At 66.2% G+C, this 15,253-nt stretch carries 14 protein-coding genes; 5 read left to right on the forward strand and 9 right to left on the reverse strand.

Features of this window, described 5'->3' with window-relative positions; all coding sequences use genetic code 11:
• Positions 1-115: 115 nt before the first annotated feature.
• From FJV43_RS28675 to FJV43_RS28690, 4 genes are all read left to right on the forward strand, one after another.
• On the forward strand, positions 116-685 hold the full coding sequence (locus tag FJV43_RS28675) for a sigma-70 family RNA polymerase sigma factor (RefSeq protein ID WP_239622359.1): 570 nt from the start codon (positions 116-118) through the stop codon (positions 683-685).
• Positions 682-1,377: a hypothetical protein gene (locus tag FJV43_RS28680; RefSeq protein WP_239622360.1), complete on the forward strand. Its 696-nt coding sequence runs from the start codon at positions 682-684 to the stop codon at positions 1,375-1,377. The genes FJV43_RS28675 and FJV43_RS28680 overlap by 4 nt, the downstream gene beginning before the upstream one ends.
• A 16-nt stretch (positions 1,378-1,393) precedes the next feature.
• Positions 1,394-3,106, forward strand: a complete 1,713-nt coding sequence (locus FJV43_RS28685) for a S8 family serine peptidase (RefSeq protein ID WP_239622361.1) — start codon at positions 1,394-1,396, stop codon at positions 3,104-3,106.
• Between the two features lie 585 nt (positions 3,107-3,691).
• Complete coding sequence (locus FJV43_RS28690) at positions 3,692-4,468, forward strand: TIGR03809 family protein (protein WP_239622362.1); 777 nt, start codon at positions 3,692-3,694, stop codon at positions 4,466-4,468.
• Between the two features lie 304 nt (positions 4,469-4,772).
• On the opposite strand, the gene FJV43_RS28695 is transcribed toward FJV43_RS28690, so the two are convergent.
• From FJV43_RS28695 to FJV43_RS28720, 6 genes are all read right to left on the reverse strand, one after another.
• Positions 4,773-6,143 carry a TIGR03808 family TAT-translocated repetitive protein gene (locus FJV43_RS28695; protein ID WP_239622363.1) on the reverse strand — a complete coding sequence of 457 codons (1,371 nt, stop codon included), beginning with the start codon at positions 6,141-6,143 and terminating at the stop codon, positions 4,773-4,775.
• Positions 6,144-6,343: 200 nt separating this feature from the next.
• On the reverse strand, positions 6,344-6,997 hold the full coding sequence (locus FJV43_RS28700; protein WP_239622364.1) for a pyroglutamyl-peptidase I: 654 nt from the start codon (positions 6,995-6,997) through the stop codon (positions 6,344-6,346).
• Positions 6,994-7,983 carry a methylmalonyl Co-A mutase-associated GTPase MeaB gene (meaB, locus tag FJV43_RS28705; RefSeq protein WP_239622365.1) on the reverse strand — a complete coding sequence of 330 codons (990 nt, stop codon included), beginning with the start codon at positions 7,981-7,983 and terminating at the stop codon, positions 6,994-6,996. The genes FJV43_RS28700 and meaB overlap by 4 nt, the downstream gene beginning before the upstream one ends.
• A 51-nt stretch (positions 7,984-8,034) precedes the next feature.
• A complete protein-coding gene (locus tag FJV43_RS28710) occupies positions 8,035-9,546 on the reverse strand; it encodes a tripartite tricarboxylate transporter permease (RefSeq protein WP_239622366.1) in 1,512 nt (503 codons plus the stop codon).
• A 4-nt stretch (positions 9,547-9,550) separates the two neighbouring features.
• Positions 9,551-10,042, reverse strand: coding sequence for a tripartite tricarboxylate transporter TctB family protein (locus FJV43_RS28715; RefSeq protein ID WP_239622367.1), 492 nt, complete (start codon positions 10,040-10,042; stop codon positions 9,551-9,553).
• A gap of 213 nt (positions 10,043-10,255) precedes the next feature.
• The gene (locus tag FJV43_RS28720; protein ID WP_239622368.1) at positions 10,256-11,248 is read right to left on the reverse strand and encodes a tripartite tricarboxylate transporter substrate binding protein; all 993 of its coding nucleotides are present in this window, start codon (positions 11,246-11,248) and stop codon (positions 10,256-10,258) included.
• A gap of 217 nt (positions 11,249-11,465) precedes the next feature.
• Between FJV43_RS28720 and FJV43_RS28725 the strand changes: the two genes are divergently transcribed.
• Positions 11,466-11,945, forward strand: coding sequence for an SRPBCC family protein (locus tag FJV43_RS28725; protein WP_239622369.1), 480 nt, complete (start codon positions 11,466-11,468; stop codon positions 11,943-11,945).
• A 1-nt stretch (position 11,946) separates the two neighbouring features.
• Here FJV43_RS28725 and FJV43_RS28730 read toward each other — a convergent pair whose 3' ends face one another.
• Genes FJV43_RS28730 through scpA form a run of 3 tightly spaced genes read right to left on the reverse strand, consistent with a single transcriptional unit; the run spans position 11,947 to position 15,230 of the window.
• Positions 11,947-12,726, reverse strand: coding sequence for an RsiV family protein (locus FJV43_RS28730; protein WP_239622370.1), 780 nt, complete (start codon positions 12,724-12,726; stop codon positions 11,947-11,949).
• 22 nt (positions 12,727-12,748) lie between these two features.
• Positions 12,749-13,039 (reverse strand): nucleotidyltransferase domain-containing protein, encoded by a 291-nt coding sequence (locus FJV43_RS28735; RefSeq protein ID WP_239622371.1) that lies wholly within the window; start codon positions 13,037-13,039, stop codon positions 12,749-12,751.
• Between the two features lie 34 nt (positions 13,040-13,073).
• Complete coding sequence (gene scpA / locus FJV43_RS28740) at positions 13,074-15,230, reverse strand: methylmalonyl-CoA mutase (RefSeq protein WP_239622372.1); 2,157 nt, start codon at positions 15,228-15,230, stop codon at positions 13,074-13,076.
• Between the last annotated feature and the right edge of the window lie 23 nt (positions 15,231-15,253).

Genomic DNA, 15,253 nt, shown 5'->3' on the forward strand with positions numbered 1-15,253 from the left:
CGCATATGTGGGGTAGCTCACACTGGCCCCCGGATGATTGCGGTAATTTGAACAATTTTGCACCCCCCGTCGAACCGCGCGCCGTATCGACCCGACCAACCTTGCGAGACGGCCATTGAGCGCGACACAGGCGGCTTCCGACGAGGTCCTGATCTCCAGGATCGCCCAAGGTGACCGGCTCGCCATGCAGGTGCTGTACGGGCGGCACCATGTCAGGGTTTACAGGTTCGGACTGCGGCTCGTGCGGGACGAGCAGGCGGCGGAAGACCTCATCAGCGAGGTGTTTCTCGACGTCTGGCGTCAAGCCGGCAAGTTCGAGGGCCGATCGGCGGTTTCCACCTGGCTGCTGGCAATCACCCGATTCAAGGCCCTGTCTGCGCTCCGGCGCAGGAAGGATTTCGAACTGGACGAAGAAGCCGCGAACGCGATCGAGGACACGTCCGACGATCCGGAAACGGTGGTGCAGAAGAAGGACACCAGTGAGGCGTTGCGGGAGTGTCTGACCAGCCTCTCGCCGGAACACCGGGAAATCGTCGATCTCGTCTACTACCACGAGAAGTCCGTGGAAGAGGTGGCCGGAATCGTCGGAATTCCCGAGAACACTGTAAAGACGCGCTTGTTCTATGCGCGCAAGAAACTGGCCGAACTGCTGAAGGCAGCCGGCGTTGAGCGAGGCTGGCCATGATGGCATTGAGCAAGAAGATGCTGGAGCAAGAGCCCAGTGAAATTGAACTGCTGCTGCCGTGGCACGCCGCCGGTACGCTGAGCGCGCGCGATGCGCGCCGCGTCGAGGAAGCGCTGGCGCGCGATCCCGAGCTCGCCAGGCAATATGCCGCGATCCGCGGCGAGTACGAAGAGACCATCCATCTGAACGAGAGCCTGGGGGCTCCGTCGGCGCGGGCGATGCAGAAGCTGTTCGCCGCGATCGACGCCGAGCCGGCACGGGAGAGCGGCTCGTTGCCGCTGTCGGCGCGGATCTCGACCTTCTTTGCGAGCCTGTCGCCGCGCACGCTGGCGTGGTCGGCGGGCCTCGGCGCCGTCGCACTCGTGCTGCAAGCCGGAATCATCGGCGCCGTGCTGATGAGAAACCAGCCGGCGACCTTCCAGACGGCTTCGCTCTCGACCGGCGCGCCGATTACACGCGAACTTGGCAGTACGGCCGCGCCGGCGCGCGCGCTGGTGCGATTCACGCCGGAGGCGCGCGTCGGCGACATCACGGCGCTGCTCGACAGCTATCAGGCTTCGATCATCGGCGACGCCAAGGGCGGCATATTCCGCCTCCAGTTCGACAAGGCGATGAGCCAGGACGAGCTCGCCTCGCTGCTCGGCAGGATGCAGCGCGAGAAGGTCGTCAACCTCGCCGTCGCGGCGCCCTAGGCGCGCCGCTGAGCCGATGACGGGCAATTCCGAGAGCAGGGTGCGTGCGGGGGCCTGCGCTTCATCCATCGGAGCCGCGCTTCTGCTCGCCTCTTGTCTCGGCGTCGAGGTCGCGCAGGCGCAGGCGATCATGCGTACGCCCACGATCAGCGTTCCCTCGCGCACGCCGACGATCTCCCCGAGCATTGCTCCGCGCGTCAGCCCGACCCTATCCGCCAGGGCGGTGTCGGTCGACCGCGGCCCGCGTCCGATTACGGCCGTCCGGATTCCTTCGGCGCGGATCGGATTGACGCCGGTGCTGCCCTATGCGCGCTACTCCCCCAACCTCTATCCGGCCTGCACGGCGCCCTATCGGGCTGCCGACGGCGAATGCCTGGCACAGGCGAACGCGGGCGGCGAGGGCAGTGGAAAATCGGGCAACAAGAAGAGCGCCCGCAAGGGGCGCGGCAACAACACGCCGGTCGCGGTGAACCAGCGCAGCTTTGCCAACGAATTCGTCGCCGAGATCGACGGCAGTCTGTCGGTGACGGAGGCCGATGAGCTTGCGCGTCGCCACGGCCTCGCGCGCGTCGCATCCGAGAATTTTCCGCTGATCGGGGCGACGTTCGGCCTGTTCCGCATCACCGACGGCCGGCCTGCCGAGACGGTACGGCGCGAGTTCGCGGCCGACGGCAGCGTGCGCTCCGCCCAGCCGAACTTCCGCTACGTGCTCCAGGACCAGAAATCGTCCGTACCGGTCGAGGGCGATCCCGCGCAATATGCGCTGGCAAAACTCCGCCTGCCGCAGGCGCATGCGCTGGCGCACGGAGCCAACGTCACGGTTGCCGTGATCGACTCCGGCATCGACGCCAAGCATCCCGAACTCGCCAATTCCGTCGCCGATCATTTCGACGCGCTCGGCAGTGCCGAGGGGCCGCACGTCCACGGCACCGGCATCGCCGGTGCCATCGTGGCGCATGCCCGCCTGATGGGCAGCGCGCCCGAGGCGCGCATCATCGCCATCCGGGCCTTCGGCGGCGCCAACGGCGGCGCCGAGAGCTCGTCCTACATCATCCTGCGGTCGCTGAATTACGCCGCCGAGCACGGCGCGCAGATCGTCAATATGAGCTTTGCCGGCCCGAAGGACGCGATCATCGAGCGTGCGATCGCGGCGACGGCCGCACGCGGCCTTGTGCTGATCGCGGCCGCCGGCAATGCCGGCGCGAAATCGCCGCCGCTCTATCCGGCTGCCAATCCCAATGTGATCGCGGTCAGCGCGACGGATCAGCAGGACAGGCTGTTCTCCGCCTCCAACCGCGGCAACTTCATCGCGGTCGCAGCCCCCGGCGTCGACATCTTCCTGCCGGCACCCGCCGGCAAGTACCAGATGACGTCGGGAACCTCGTTCTCGGCCGCCTATGTCTCCGGCGTTGCGGCGCTGCTCCTCGAGCGCAACCACGCCTTGAAGCCGGAGGTGCTGCGCATGACGCTGGCGAAGACCGCGCGCGACCTCGGCTCACCCGGACGCGACGACCTTTTCGGCGACGGTCAGGCCGACGCCTTTGCCGCGGTCATGGCCGTTCCCGCCGACAGCGCGACGCCGGTTGCGGCTGCGTCCGATACAACAAAACGTGAAGATGCCGAGAAGCGTCGCGGCGAGCCCGGCAGCCGTGCGATCGAGCAACCGTCGTTGTCGGGCTCGGACGAAAAGTCCGCGGTTTCTCAGGCAGATAGGCCGGCGGCGAGATAGCGGCTGCGACAAGGATGCGCGCGGGCCGAAGCTCAAAAAAGCGAACCCTCGCATTGAACGTTCAGCCAGCTGCCACGACCAACTGATGTGGGAGCGGTCATCCCTCCCCATCAGTCATATCAGGCGCGAGCGCCCATCCACCCCAAGCGCCCATATGGCTTGACCCGTCCGGTTGTCCCCCCGGACGGGTCTTTTCTTTTCAGCGCGTACTTGAGCGAAGTGGGCGCCGGCTCGCGGGAAGAAAACGCGTCAAACCAAGAATCCAGAGCGTCGGTTCTGATTCAATCGGAACCGGAGCTTTGGGCATCCGATCTTTTGAAGCGTCGCATTCGTTCAGCTTGCGGTTGAGGATCACCGCAGACGTCCGTTGCCGTCGCGCGCGCAACGCGCCGCAACTCCGTTATGCTTGTGCGAAGCTTGACTCGAAAACCCAGCAAATTTCCGGAGGACTACGGTATTTGATGACGAATGCCGTGTCGCTGCTGGACAAGTCAAATCTTTTCCACAAAATATTCATGTCGCGTCTAAATTGATTCGTGTGCGTTGCGTCCCCCGCGTCCGTATTTTTTCCTGACGGGCTGGTTCATGACACATCGCCAAGAGTTCGTTCGCGACGCAGTCGCTGGCCGCGCCATCGCGGCGCGCTGGTGCGCTCTCGCCGAACAGCGCCTGCAACATCTCTCCGAGATGTTCGAGACCGGCCGCTGGCGCCGGTATCATTCCGAGATCGAATTCCTTGAAAACATCCAGGAAGCCAAGCGTGCGGTCCAGACCTGGCGCGCGCTCGCAACCGGCGGGGACGTCGCCGAGGCGGCTGCAAGCGTGATGCCCGCATTCGGTTGGTCGCCGGCGACGATGCCCCGCATGGCACCGCGCGAGCAGCAGGCGCAGACCGTCCAGCCCAAGGCCGTTCACATCGCGCCTGAGACCGCTGTGGCGGTCAGGCTCGATCAGAAGCCGGACGTGCTCGCGGAGATCACCGAGGCGCCGATCGCGGCGGTGTTGCCATCCGTCGCGATGGCGCCGCCCACTGCACCTGCCGCGGTAGCTTCGTTTACCGCCCCCGCCGAGATGCCGCCGCTCAAGGCTCCCGCTGCGAGGGCGCCGCTAAGCGCACCTGCCGTGAGATCACCCCTTGCGCCCGCCGCCATGACGCCGTTCACCGCGCCCGAAGTGAGGCCGCCGCTCGCGGTGCCTGCCGCGAAGCTGCCGAAGGCGGCGCCTGCGGCGATGGCGGCGCTCCTCCCGCAGTTCGCCCCGCCCGCCGCCGAAATCGTCGCAGCCCCCGAGCGCGTCGTCGAATTCACCTTCAGCCTCGACGGTCTCCAAGCCAAATACCCGCTGCTCAGAAACGCGTTCTAAGGCGGTGGGTGAGGCCCGAGCAGAGTCGGCCGCCTCCCTCGCCCGGTCATCCTGAGGTGCGAGGCATGGGACGCGACGCGTCTCATGCCGAGCCTCGAAGGATGCGCGGCCCATCCGCCGCCACATCAAGCCTGCTTCTTCGACCTAGGCGCTCCCGCGTGTCGCCGCGCGAGCTGGCTCACCGAATTCCAATCCGAACGAATGAGCGCTTCCTTCTTGGCGCGGCCTGAGGTGCGAGGCATGGGACGCCCCGCGTCCCATAAGGAGCCTCGAAGGATGCACGGCCCGTCTGCCGGCCGCGCACTTACCGCCGCACCGCATTGCCGCCGACCAGCACCTGCGCGAAGCGTTGCGCCCCTTCGGCCGACAGATCCGACGTCACCGCCCGCGCGTGGTCGAGCCCGACCACGGCGCCTCGTGGCGTTTCCGAGATCATGTTGTTGTTGACGAGCGCGGTGCCCGCGCCCGGCACGACCGAGACGCCGACGCCGGCCAGCGTCTTGCGGATCACGTTGCCGGTGATCGCGACGTCGCGCAGATATTTGCCCCAGCCGGCGACGATGCCGTAGGACGGCGCGTTCTCGATCACGTTGCCGGTGACCGATGTGTCAGCCTCGATGTAGATGCCGACGCCGGCATCGTCGTCCGGCGCGGTGCCGATCGGCCGCTTCGGGATCAGATTGCGGATGATGTTGCCCTGGACCACGGCGATGCGGCCGCCTTCGTTGAAATTGCACACGGAGACGCCGACGGCGGCGCCATCCACCGTGTTGTTGGCGATCACCGCGGCTTCGAACGCAAACTCCGAATAGAGCGCGACCTCGCGCACGTCACTGACGCTGTTGCCGGTGATGTGGATGTTCGAGGCCGAGTTGCCGCGCACCGCCGAATAGTCGCAATTCCTGATGCGGTTGCCGCGCACGATCACGTTGCCGGCGCGAAACGCGTTGATGGCGTTGCCGTACTGGCCGGAGCCACCGGGGCCGGCCTTGATGTCCTCGATGCGGTTGTCGGCGACCAGCGTACCGTCATCGCCGATCGCGGTGCGCAGGATCTCGATGCCATTGTCGTTGGTGCCGATGATGGTGTTGCGCGAGACGCTGAGCCCCCTGGCGTCGAACGAGACCACCGCAGTCAGAGCGATGTTGGTGAAGATGTTGCCGGAGACGTCGCCCGCGACCTGCTCGAGCCAGATGCCGCTGCCGCCCGATTTCGTGATCTCGCAATCCGCCATGCGCACATCTCGTCCGCCGAGAACATGGATCAGGCCCCGCCGGGTCGGCAGCGGAATGTTGCCACCGTCGAAGGTGATGCCGGTGAGGCCGATCGCATCGGAGCCGTCGCTCTGGATCATCGAGGCCCCGCCCGTGAAGACCAGCTTGGTCGCACCGCGCACGCCGATCAGTTGCGACCCGTTCGGCAGCCGCAACAATCCGCTGCGATAGACGCCCGGCGGCAGCGCCAGCGGCATTTGCGCCCGCGCAGCCTCGTCGATCGCACGCTGCAGCGCTCGCGTCTGATCCTCGCTGCTGCCGGGCCGCACGCCGTATTGCGTGGCGTCGCGCCCGAGCAGGGACGTCAGCGGCGCCGCGCGCGCAGCGTCGGCCGGCATGGCCAGCGCGCCGGCGATGCCCGCGGTCGAAGCTCCGATGAGATGGCGGCGATTGAGGTCCATGACGCGTCCTCCGGCGGACGCGGGATGTCCGCGGAGACTAGGTAGCGCAGGGCAGCCGGTGGCGCCGGGATTGTTGGCAGTAGGGTTAAATGTTTACCGCAAAGACGGTGCCGTAGGGTGGGCAAAGCGAAGCGTGCCCACCATTATCGCCGCGAATGCGGATGCATGGTGGGCACGGCGCAAGCGCGCCTTTGCCCACCCTACGAGACCGAGGTGTTCCGCGCCTTCCTTGCCAATTGCACCATCTCCATCAGCATCGCTTCCCCCGCATCCACAAGCTCCTCCAGCGTGATCCGGGCTGCGCCCTTGCGCCGCACGGCGCCGCCGCGTGCCAGCAGCGGAATGTGGATGAAGGCCGCAAGCTTCGGCCCGCCCGACCTGACGTTCTCGATCGCGCGCCAGCTCAGGTAATTGCAGAGATAGGCACCGGCATCGCGCGAGGGGCGCGCGTCGATGCCGGTGAGGCGCGCGGCGCGCAGCAGCCTCGCGGTGTGCGAGCCGAACGTCATCGCATCTGCATGGCCGGCGATGCCGCGCTTGCTCGAACGGGTGTTGGCGGCATCCGGCCAGAGCATGGTCACGGCGTTGCGCGCGCGGGTCTCGATCCGCAGATAGGGCGTGCGCGCCGCGAGGCCGAACATCAAAAGCGCGTCGGGCTTCGCCGTCGCGAGCACGTCCGGCAATTGCCGGTCGACGGCAGCATAGGTGACCGGGAAGATGTGGCTCGACAGCTCGACATCGTCGAGCGCCGGCCGGCGCAACTGCATCAGCCGCGCCACCAGCGCCTGGGTCGGATTGTAGGGCGCGCCCGGAAATGGCCCGAAGCCGGTGAGGAGAATGCGGGGCCCGGTCATTGCAGCAACTCCAGAATGCGCTCGGCGGCGAGCGCCGGCGTGAGATGGCCCTCGGCGACCTCGGCCTCGATCTTCCGGACCTTGGTCCGCACCGACGCTTCGCTCCGCAACCTTGCCAGCATGCGCTGCTCCAGCATCGACCACATCCACTTCACCTGCTGGTCGCGCCGCCGCGCGGCGAAATCACCGGACGCATTCATCGCCTTGCGGTGGTCCAAAACCTTCTGCCAGAGCTCGGCGATGCCGGTGCCGGCCAGCGCCGAATAGGTGACAACGGGCGGGTGCCAATGCTCGGATCTCGGCGCCAGGATGTGCAGCGCGCCGCGATAATCCGCGGCGGTGATGTTGGCGCGCTTGAGATTGTCGCCGTCGGCCTTGTTGATGGCGATCATGTCGGCGAGTTCAACCAGGCCCTTCTTGATGCCCTGCAGCTCGTCGCCGCCGCCCGGCAGCATCAGCGCCAGGAAGAAATCCGTCATGTCGCAGACTGCGGTCTCGGACTGGCCGATGCCGACGGTCTCGACCAGCACGACGTCGAAGCCGGCCGCCTCGCACAGCAGCATCGCCTCCCGCGTCTTCGCCGCGACGCCGCCGAGCGTGCCCGAGGACGGCGAGGGGCGGATGAAGGCATCGCTCGAGGCCGACAGCCGCGCCATCCGCGTCTTGTCGCCGAGGATCGAGCCGCCGCTGCGTGCCGAGGACGGATCGACCGCGAGCACCGCGACCTTGTGGCCCTGCTCGATCAGATACGTCCCCAGCGCGTCGATGGTTGTGGATTTGCCGACGCCGGGCGAGCCGGTGATGCCGACGCGAAACGCCTTGCCGGTGTCGGGCAGCAGCATCTGCACCAGCTCGCGCGCTAGCGCCTGATGATCGCCGCGCCGGCTCTCGACCAGCGTGATGGCGCGGGCGAGCGCCGCGCGGCTGCCCGCGCGCAAGTCGCGGGCGAGGGATTTGATGTCCAGCGAAGCCTTCTTCTCAGTCATGCCCTGCTTTACAACGGCCCGGCGGGGCAGGCGAGGGCCGCCCGCGCCATATCACCGGGATGTTGCTGCCGCAGTCTGCGCCGGTTTCAGCTTCCGCCACGCCCACACCATAACCGGCCAAAGCAGCGCGCCGATCGCCATGGCGGCGAGGATCGCCGCGACCGGCCGCTCGAAGAACGGCAGGATGCTGCCGTCGGACTTGATCAGCGAGGTGACGAAGGCCTGCTCGACCATGGTGCCCATGACGATGCCGAGCACCATGGCCGCGACGGGATAACCGTTCGCCTCCATGACGTAGCCGATCACGCCGAAGGCGGCGACGGTGACGACGCCGAACATGTTGTTGCCGATCGCGAACGAGCCGACCGCGCAGCACAGCATGATGACCGGCATGATGGCCGATCGCGGCGCCAGCAGGATGTAGGCCGCGACCCGGATCATGGCGATGCCGAGCGGGATCATCATGATGTTCGCGATGATGAACATCAGATAGATCGCGTACATGCTCGACGCCTTCTCGGTGAACAGCGTCGGGCCGGGATTGAGACCCTTCATGTAGAGCACGCCGATCGCGATCGCGGCGATGGTGTCGCCGGGGATGCCGAACAGCAGCGAGGGCACCCAGCCGGAGGCGATACTGGCGTTGTTGCTGGCGCCGGCCTCGACCAGGCCCTCGACATGGCCGGTACCGAACTTTTCCGGCTCCTTGGAGAAGCGCTTCGACATCGCGTAGGAGACCCAGGCGGCCATGTCGGCGCCGGCGCCGGGCAGCACGCCGATGATGATGCCGACGATGTTCCCACGCGTCATCTGCCAGCGATACAGCTTCGTCAGCTTCCACTGGCCGGCCAGGATGCTTCCGAATTTTCGGCGCGGCAGCGGCGGCGGCTCGGGCGTCAGCATCGCGCGCATCACCTGCGCCACCGCGAACACGCCGACCAGCGCCGGGATCGGCTCGATGCCGCCGAACAGATCGGTGAGGCCGAAGGTGAAGCGCGGGACCCCGCCGGGATTCTCGATGCCGATGCAGGCGACGAGCAGGCCGATGAACATGCCGGCGATCGCCTTCACCGGCGAGGAGCGCGCAACCAGGGTGGCGCACATCAGGCCGAGCAGCGCCAGCCAGAAATATTCGAAGGTCGAGAACGACAACGCGATCTCGGCGAGCGGCGGCGCCAGGATCATCAGCGACAGCACGCCGGCGATGCCGCCGACCGCCGAGAACCACACGCCGGCCCCGAGCGCGAGCTCGGCCTGGCCCTTGCGCGTCATCGCGTAGGCTTCGTCCGCATAGGCGGCGGAAGCGGGCGTGCCGGGAATGCGCAGCAGCGCGCCGGGAATGTCGCCGGAGAAGATCGCCATCGAGGAGGCCGCGACGATGGTCGCGATCGCCGCGATCGGCGAGAGATAGAAGGTGACGGGGACGAGCAGGGCGGTCGCCATCGTCGCCGACAGGCCCGGCAGCGAGCCGATCACGAGCCCGTACACGGACGCCGCGAACATCGCGATGATGACCTCCCAGGTGGAGATCAGCGCGAACGCATCGATCAGGGTTTTCAGCATGGGATTACCAGGGCGCCGGCAACAGGCCGGCGGGCAGCGGCACGCGGAGCAGCTTGCCGAAGATGAGGTGGATGGCGAAGGGCGAGAGCGCCGCGAGCGGCAGGGCCAGCTTCCACCTGGCCCCGAGCGCGGTCGAGGTGACGTAGACCATGATCGCCGCGGTGATGATGAAACCAAGCCGGTCGGCCGCCGCGACGTAGAACAGCAGCAACGCCGGCGGCAGCAGCGCGCGCAGGCCGTAGAGCTTGCCCTGCGGTGGCGGGGCAGCTGCCTGGCCGTCCTCCAGCGGGACCAGCGCTTCCTCCTCCTCGAAGGAACGGCCGATGCCGAACACGATCGCGAGCCCGCATAGTGCAAGGCCGCAGCCGATCACCAGCGGGAACACGTTGGGGCCGACCGGCTGGCCCGGCACCGGCGGCAGGATCCAGCCGCCATAGGCAGCTGCTGCGCCGAGCACGACGAGAAACGATCCCGTCACGGAGTCGGGAAGACGCATGAAAGAGTCCTAGTCTTCTCCCTCTCCCCGCCTGCGGGGAGAGGGTCGGGGTGAGGGGGAGTCTCCGCGGGGACGGAGAGAGTTGGATTCGCGGAGAGTCCCCCTCACCCGAACTCGAGCTTTGCTCGAATTCGACCTCTCCCCGCGCGCGGGGAGAGGTGAAGGAGTGCTCAGCACTGCGGCCGGTATCATCTCAGCCAGAGCAATGAAACATCACGCCTTGCTCAGGCCTGCCGCCTTCATGGCCTGGCCCATCTGGGCGTCGCCCTTGTCCATGAAGCTGGCGAAGTGAGCGGCATCGCCCCACACGGTGCCAAAGCCGCGATTGCTCATGAAGTCCTTGTACTCGGCGGAATCGTAAACCTTCTTCAGTGCCGCGGTGAGCTTCGTTGCGATCTCCGGCGGAAGGTTCTTTGGCCCGGCAATGCCGCGCCAGGCGCCCGTCGCGTAGTCGATGCCCATCGCCTCCTTCAGCGTCGGCACGTCCTTGAAGATCGGGTTGCGGGCCGGCGCCATGATGGCGAGGCTCCTGGCCTTGCCCGCCTCGATGATGGCGCGCGCCTCGGGCACCGAGCAGGTGGTGAGGTCGAGGCCGCCGGCGGCGAGATCCTGCATCGCCGGCGCCGCACCGTTCGAGGGCACCCACGCGACCTGATTGGCAGGCAGGCCCATGGCCTGCATCCAGCCGACCAGGGCCAGATGCCAGATGCCGCCCTGGCCGGTGCCGGAGGCCTTGAACTTGCCGGGAGGCGACGCCTTGATCGCATCGGCGAGTTCCTTGACCGTCTTGTAGGGCGAGGAGGATGAGACCTGGATGCCCGGAGGGTCCTCGTTCATCAGCGCCAGCGGGGTGTAGCTCTTCGGCGTCAGCTCGGTCAGGCCTTGCCAGTGCATCATCGAGATTTCGACCGTGAGCATGCCGATGGTGTAGCCGTCGGGCTGGGCGGTCGCGATCGCGCTATGGCCGACCACGCCGGAGCCGCCGGTGCGGTTGACCACGTTGAAGGGCTGGCCGAGGTCCTTCTCCAGCAGCGCCGCAACGATGCGCGCCGTCGCGTCGGTGCCACCGCCGGCGCCCCAGGGCACGATCACGGTGACCGGCCGGGCCGGATAGGCTTGTGCGAGCGCGGGCTTGAAGCCGAAGGCGGCGGATGCGGCGACTGCGGCGGTTGAGGCCGCAAAGGTGCGGCGCGTAATCTTGGACATGAATCCTCCCAGCGGCGCCCGTGACGCCGGGCGCTCTTGTCAATGCCGGCATTCTAGTCGGCTTTGCGGAGCCGCCGCAAGATAGCGCTACCAACGAGATTGTCGCGTCATGCTTGAAAGTTGGATGGCTATCGGATGGGCAGTCGGAAACCGGGTGGGTTTTGCCCGCGCGAGCAGCCAACCTCAGCGCGTAACGGAAACCGAAGGCAAGCCACCGATGACCCGAGCCTATTACAGCGCCGTGCTGGACCACCCGCTGGACGAAGTCTGGTCGCTGATCCGCGACTTCAACAACTATCCCGCCTATATCGACGGGGTGAGCGAGAGCGTGATCGAAGACGACAAGCGCGGCGATGAAGTCGGCGCCATCAGGCGCTTCTGCTATCTCGGAAACTGGATCCGTCAGCGTCTGGTCGATCACTCGGACCAGAAGCACACCTTGACCTATGCCGGTCTCGACACGCTGCCATATCCGCATGATGACAGCGGCCGGTGCCCGGCGCCGGCGCGCTACCAAGGCACCATGCATCTGCGCCCGATCATCGCGGACGATCGCACCCTCATCGAATGGTCGGTCGCCCTCGAGACGGAGCCTGCGGATGCCGATCGCTGGCAGGCCCTGTTTGCCTCCTGGATTCCCGATTGGACGGATTCACTTGCGCGGGCATTGGCTCGGGGCAGCCCGCGATCCGGTTAGCTCACTGCCCGTCCGCGTCGCCCTTCGGCCGCGTGCCGCCGAAGATGCGGGTGCCCTCAGTGGTCAGGTAGGGTTTCAGCGTTTCCCACGGCACGAAAGCGACATATTCGCCTTCGGCGTAGGGGCCGACAGCATAGGGCGGGTAGTGGAAAGTCAGGCCGGAGCTTTTGCCAGCTTCGGTCGAGGGCGCGAGCGTCACCGCGCCGATCCTGAGCAGGCTCGGCTTCAACTCCTTGAACCACTCGTCAGTCGCGGTCTCGCTGGTGCCGCGCTTTGTCTTCTCGGCCTTGAGTGAGGCGGTCACGGCCTTCACAATCGCCTTCATGGTCGTCCCGTTATCGGTGGTCTCGGTGAAGAACGGGCGGATCGAGATGCGCTTGTTGTCGGCCTTGTCCCAAAGGATCGTGTTCACGTCCGAGTTCGGATGCGCGCCGCGGGTGTTCATGTAGTCGTTGCGGAGGATGCTGACGTAGCGGTCGGCGACCACCGAGCGGATCTCATATTTGCGCTCGAAGTCCCAGCCTCCGTCCTTGAAGAACTGCGGATCCTCCTTGCGCGAGGCCGCGGCCTCGGCCGCATTCTTGTCGAGCCATTTCTTGCCCTCCGCCAAGCAATTCGCCGTGAGCGCGGCATTCGCCTTGATGCCGTCGTCGAGGAAAACGCGCGCCTCGATGCTCTTGGTCTTGACGACGGTGTCCGGTTTGGGCTCGGCGGCATGGGTGGAAAACACGCATGTTGCGCTCAACGCCAGGGCGACGCTCAAACCGGCGACGAATTTCAAGGATAGTGCTCCTGCGTGAGCGTCAGAGTATTTCGACAATGTCGTCAGCGCTGTGCGGCGCAAAGCGGGGGGACGTCGAGCGGCGAACGGTTGCCTGCGTTTGCAAGCCGGTCGCATCTTCGATGATGTTTTCGACATCGATCAGCTTGAGCAGTGAAAAAGACGTATCCGGTTCGATCTCGACCAGAATGTCGATGTCGCTGTTGTAATCTTCGTCGGCCCGCGAGCCAAGAATGGCAAGCCTGGATACGCCCTTGCCTTTGATGGCATCGGCGTTCTTGCGTATGGCAGCGATGATCTCGTCACGTGTCATGGACACACCTGGCCGGTTGCGGCCAGTCTATCATCTACTCCGCCGCCTCGCTATGGCCGAGCCGTGCGTTCAGCTTGCGGATCAGTTCTTCAGCCGCCTCCGCGATGACCGTGCCCGGTGGGAAGATGGCCTCAGCACCGGCGGCATAGAGCGCGTCGTAGTCCTGCGGCGGCACCACGCCGCCGACGATGATCATGATGTCGTCGCGGCCCTGCTTCTTCAGCGCGGCCTTCAATTCGGGCACGGCGGTGAGGTGGGCGGCGGCGAGCGAGGAGACGCCGAGAATGTGGACGTCGTTCTCGACCGCCTGCCGCGCGGCTTCGTCGGCGGTGGCGAACAGCGGCCCGATGTCGACGTCGAAGCCGATGTCGGCAAAGGCAGACGCAATCACCTTCTGGCCGCGATCGTGGCCGTCCTGGCCGATCTTGGCGACCAGGATGCGCGGGCGGCGGCCTTCCGCCTCCTCGAACGCGTCGATCAGCGCCTGAACCTTCTCGACCTGGTTGCCCATGCTGGACGCCTCCCGCTTGTAGACGCCGGTAATGGACTTGATCTCGGCGCGGTGCCGGCCGAATACCTTCTCCATCGCGTCCGAAATCTCGCCGACAGTCGCCTTGGCCCGCGCCGCATCGATCGCGAGCGCGAGCAGATTGCCGTTGCCTTCGCCGGCCGAGCGCGTGATCGCCGCGAGCGCGGCATCGACGTCCTTCTGGTTGCGCTCGGCTTTCAGCCGCGTCAGCTTGTCGATCTGCAAGCGGCGGACGTTGGAATTGTCGACCTTCAGGATCTCGATTCTGTCCTCGTCGGTCGGCTTGTACTTGTTGACGCCGATCACCGCCTGCTTGCCGGCGTCGATCCGCGCCTGCGTCTTGGCGGAAGCCTCCTCGATGCGCAGCTTCGGCAAGCCGGCCTCGATCGCCTTCGCCATGCCGCCGAGTTCCTCGACCTCCTGGATATGGCCCCACGCCTTGGCGGCGAGGTCACGCGTCAGCCGTTCGACGTAATACGAGCCGCCCCAGGGATCGATGATGCGGGTGGTGCCGCTCTCCTGCTGCAGGAAGAGCTGGGTGTTGCGCGCGATGCGCGCCGAAAAATCCGTCGGCAAGGCGAGCGCCTCGTCGAGCGCGTTGGTGTGCAGCGACTGGGTGTGGCCTTGGGTGGCCGCCATCGCCTCGACGGTGGTGCGCATCACGTTGTTGAAGACGTCCTGCGCGGTCAGCGACCAGCCAGAGGTCTGGCTGTGCGTGCGCAGCGAGAGCGAGCGCGGGTCCTTCGGGTTGAACGGCTTCAGCAGCTTCGCCCAAAGCAGGCGCGCTGCGCGCATCTTGGCGACTTCCATGAAGAAGTTCATGCCGATCGCCCAGAAGAACGACAGGCGCGGAGCGAAACGGTCGACGTCGAGCCCTGCGGCAAGGCCTGCGCGCAGATATTCGACGCCGTCGGCGAGCGTGTAGGCGAGCTCGAGGTCCTGCGTCGCGCCGGCCTCCTGCATGTGATAGCCGGAGATCGAGATCGAATTGTATTTCGGCATCTTCTGCGAGGTGTAGGCGAAGATGTCCGAGATGATCCGCATCGAGGGCGCCGGCGGATAGATGTAGGTGTTGCGCACCATGAACTCTTTCAGAATGTCGTTCTGAATGGTGCCCGAGAGTTTCTCCGGCGGTACGCCCTGTTCCTCGGCGGCGGCGACGTAGAGCGCGAGGATCGGCAGCACCGCGCCGTTCATGGTCATGGACACGCTCATCTGGTCGAGCGGGATCCCCGCGAACAGCGTGCGCATGTCGTAGATGGAATCGATGGCGACGCCGGCCATGCCGACGTCGCCGCCGACGCGCGGATGATCGCTGTCATAGCCGCGGTGGGTGGCGAGATCGAATGCGACCGAGAGGCCCTTCTGCCCCGCCGCGAGGTTGCGTCGGTAGAACGCGTTGGAATCCTCCGCCGTGGAGAAGCCGGCATATTGCCTGACGGTCCAGGGCTGATTGACATACATGGTCGGGTAGGGGCCGCGCAGGTACGGCGCGATGCCGGGATATGTCTCGAGGAAATCGAGCCCGGCGAGATCGGCCTCGCCATAGGTGGGCTTCACCAGAATGCCCTCGGGCGTCAGCCACGGTTCGGCGCTGCCTGACGGCGCGGCAGTGGCGGCTCGCTCGAAAGCGACATCGGCAAAATTGGGAATGCGGGTCATGGTTTCAACCATATCATAGACGC

Origin of the sequence: Bradyrhizobium sp. I71 (genome assembly GCF_022354745.1) — a bacterium.
Lineage (GTDB): Bacteria > Pseudomonadota > Alphaproteobacteria > Rhizobiales > Xanthobacteraceae > Bradyrhizobium > Bradyrhizobium liaoningense.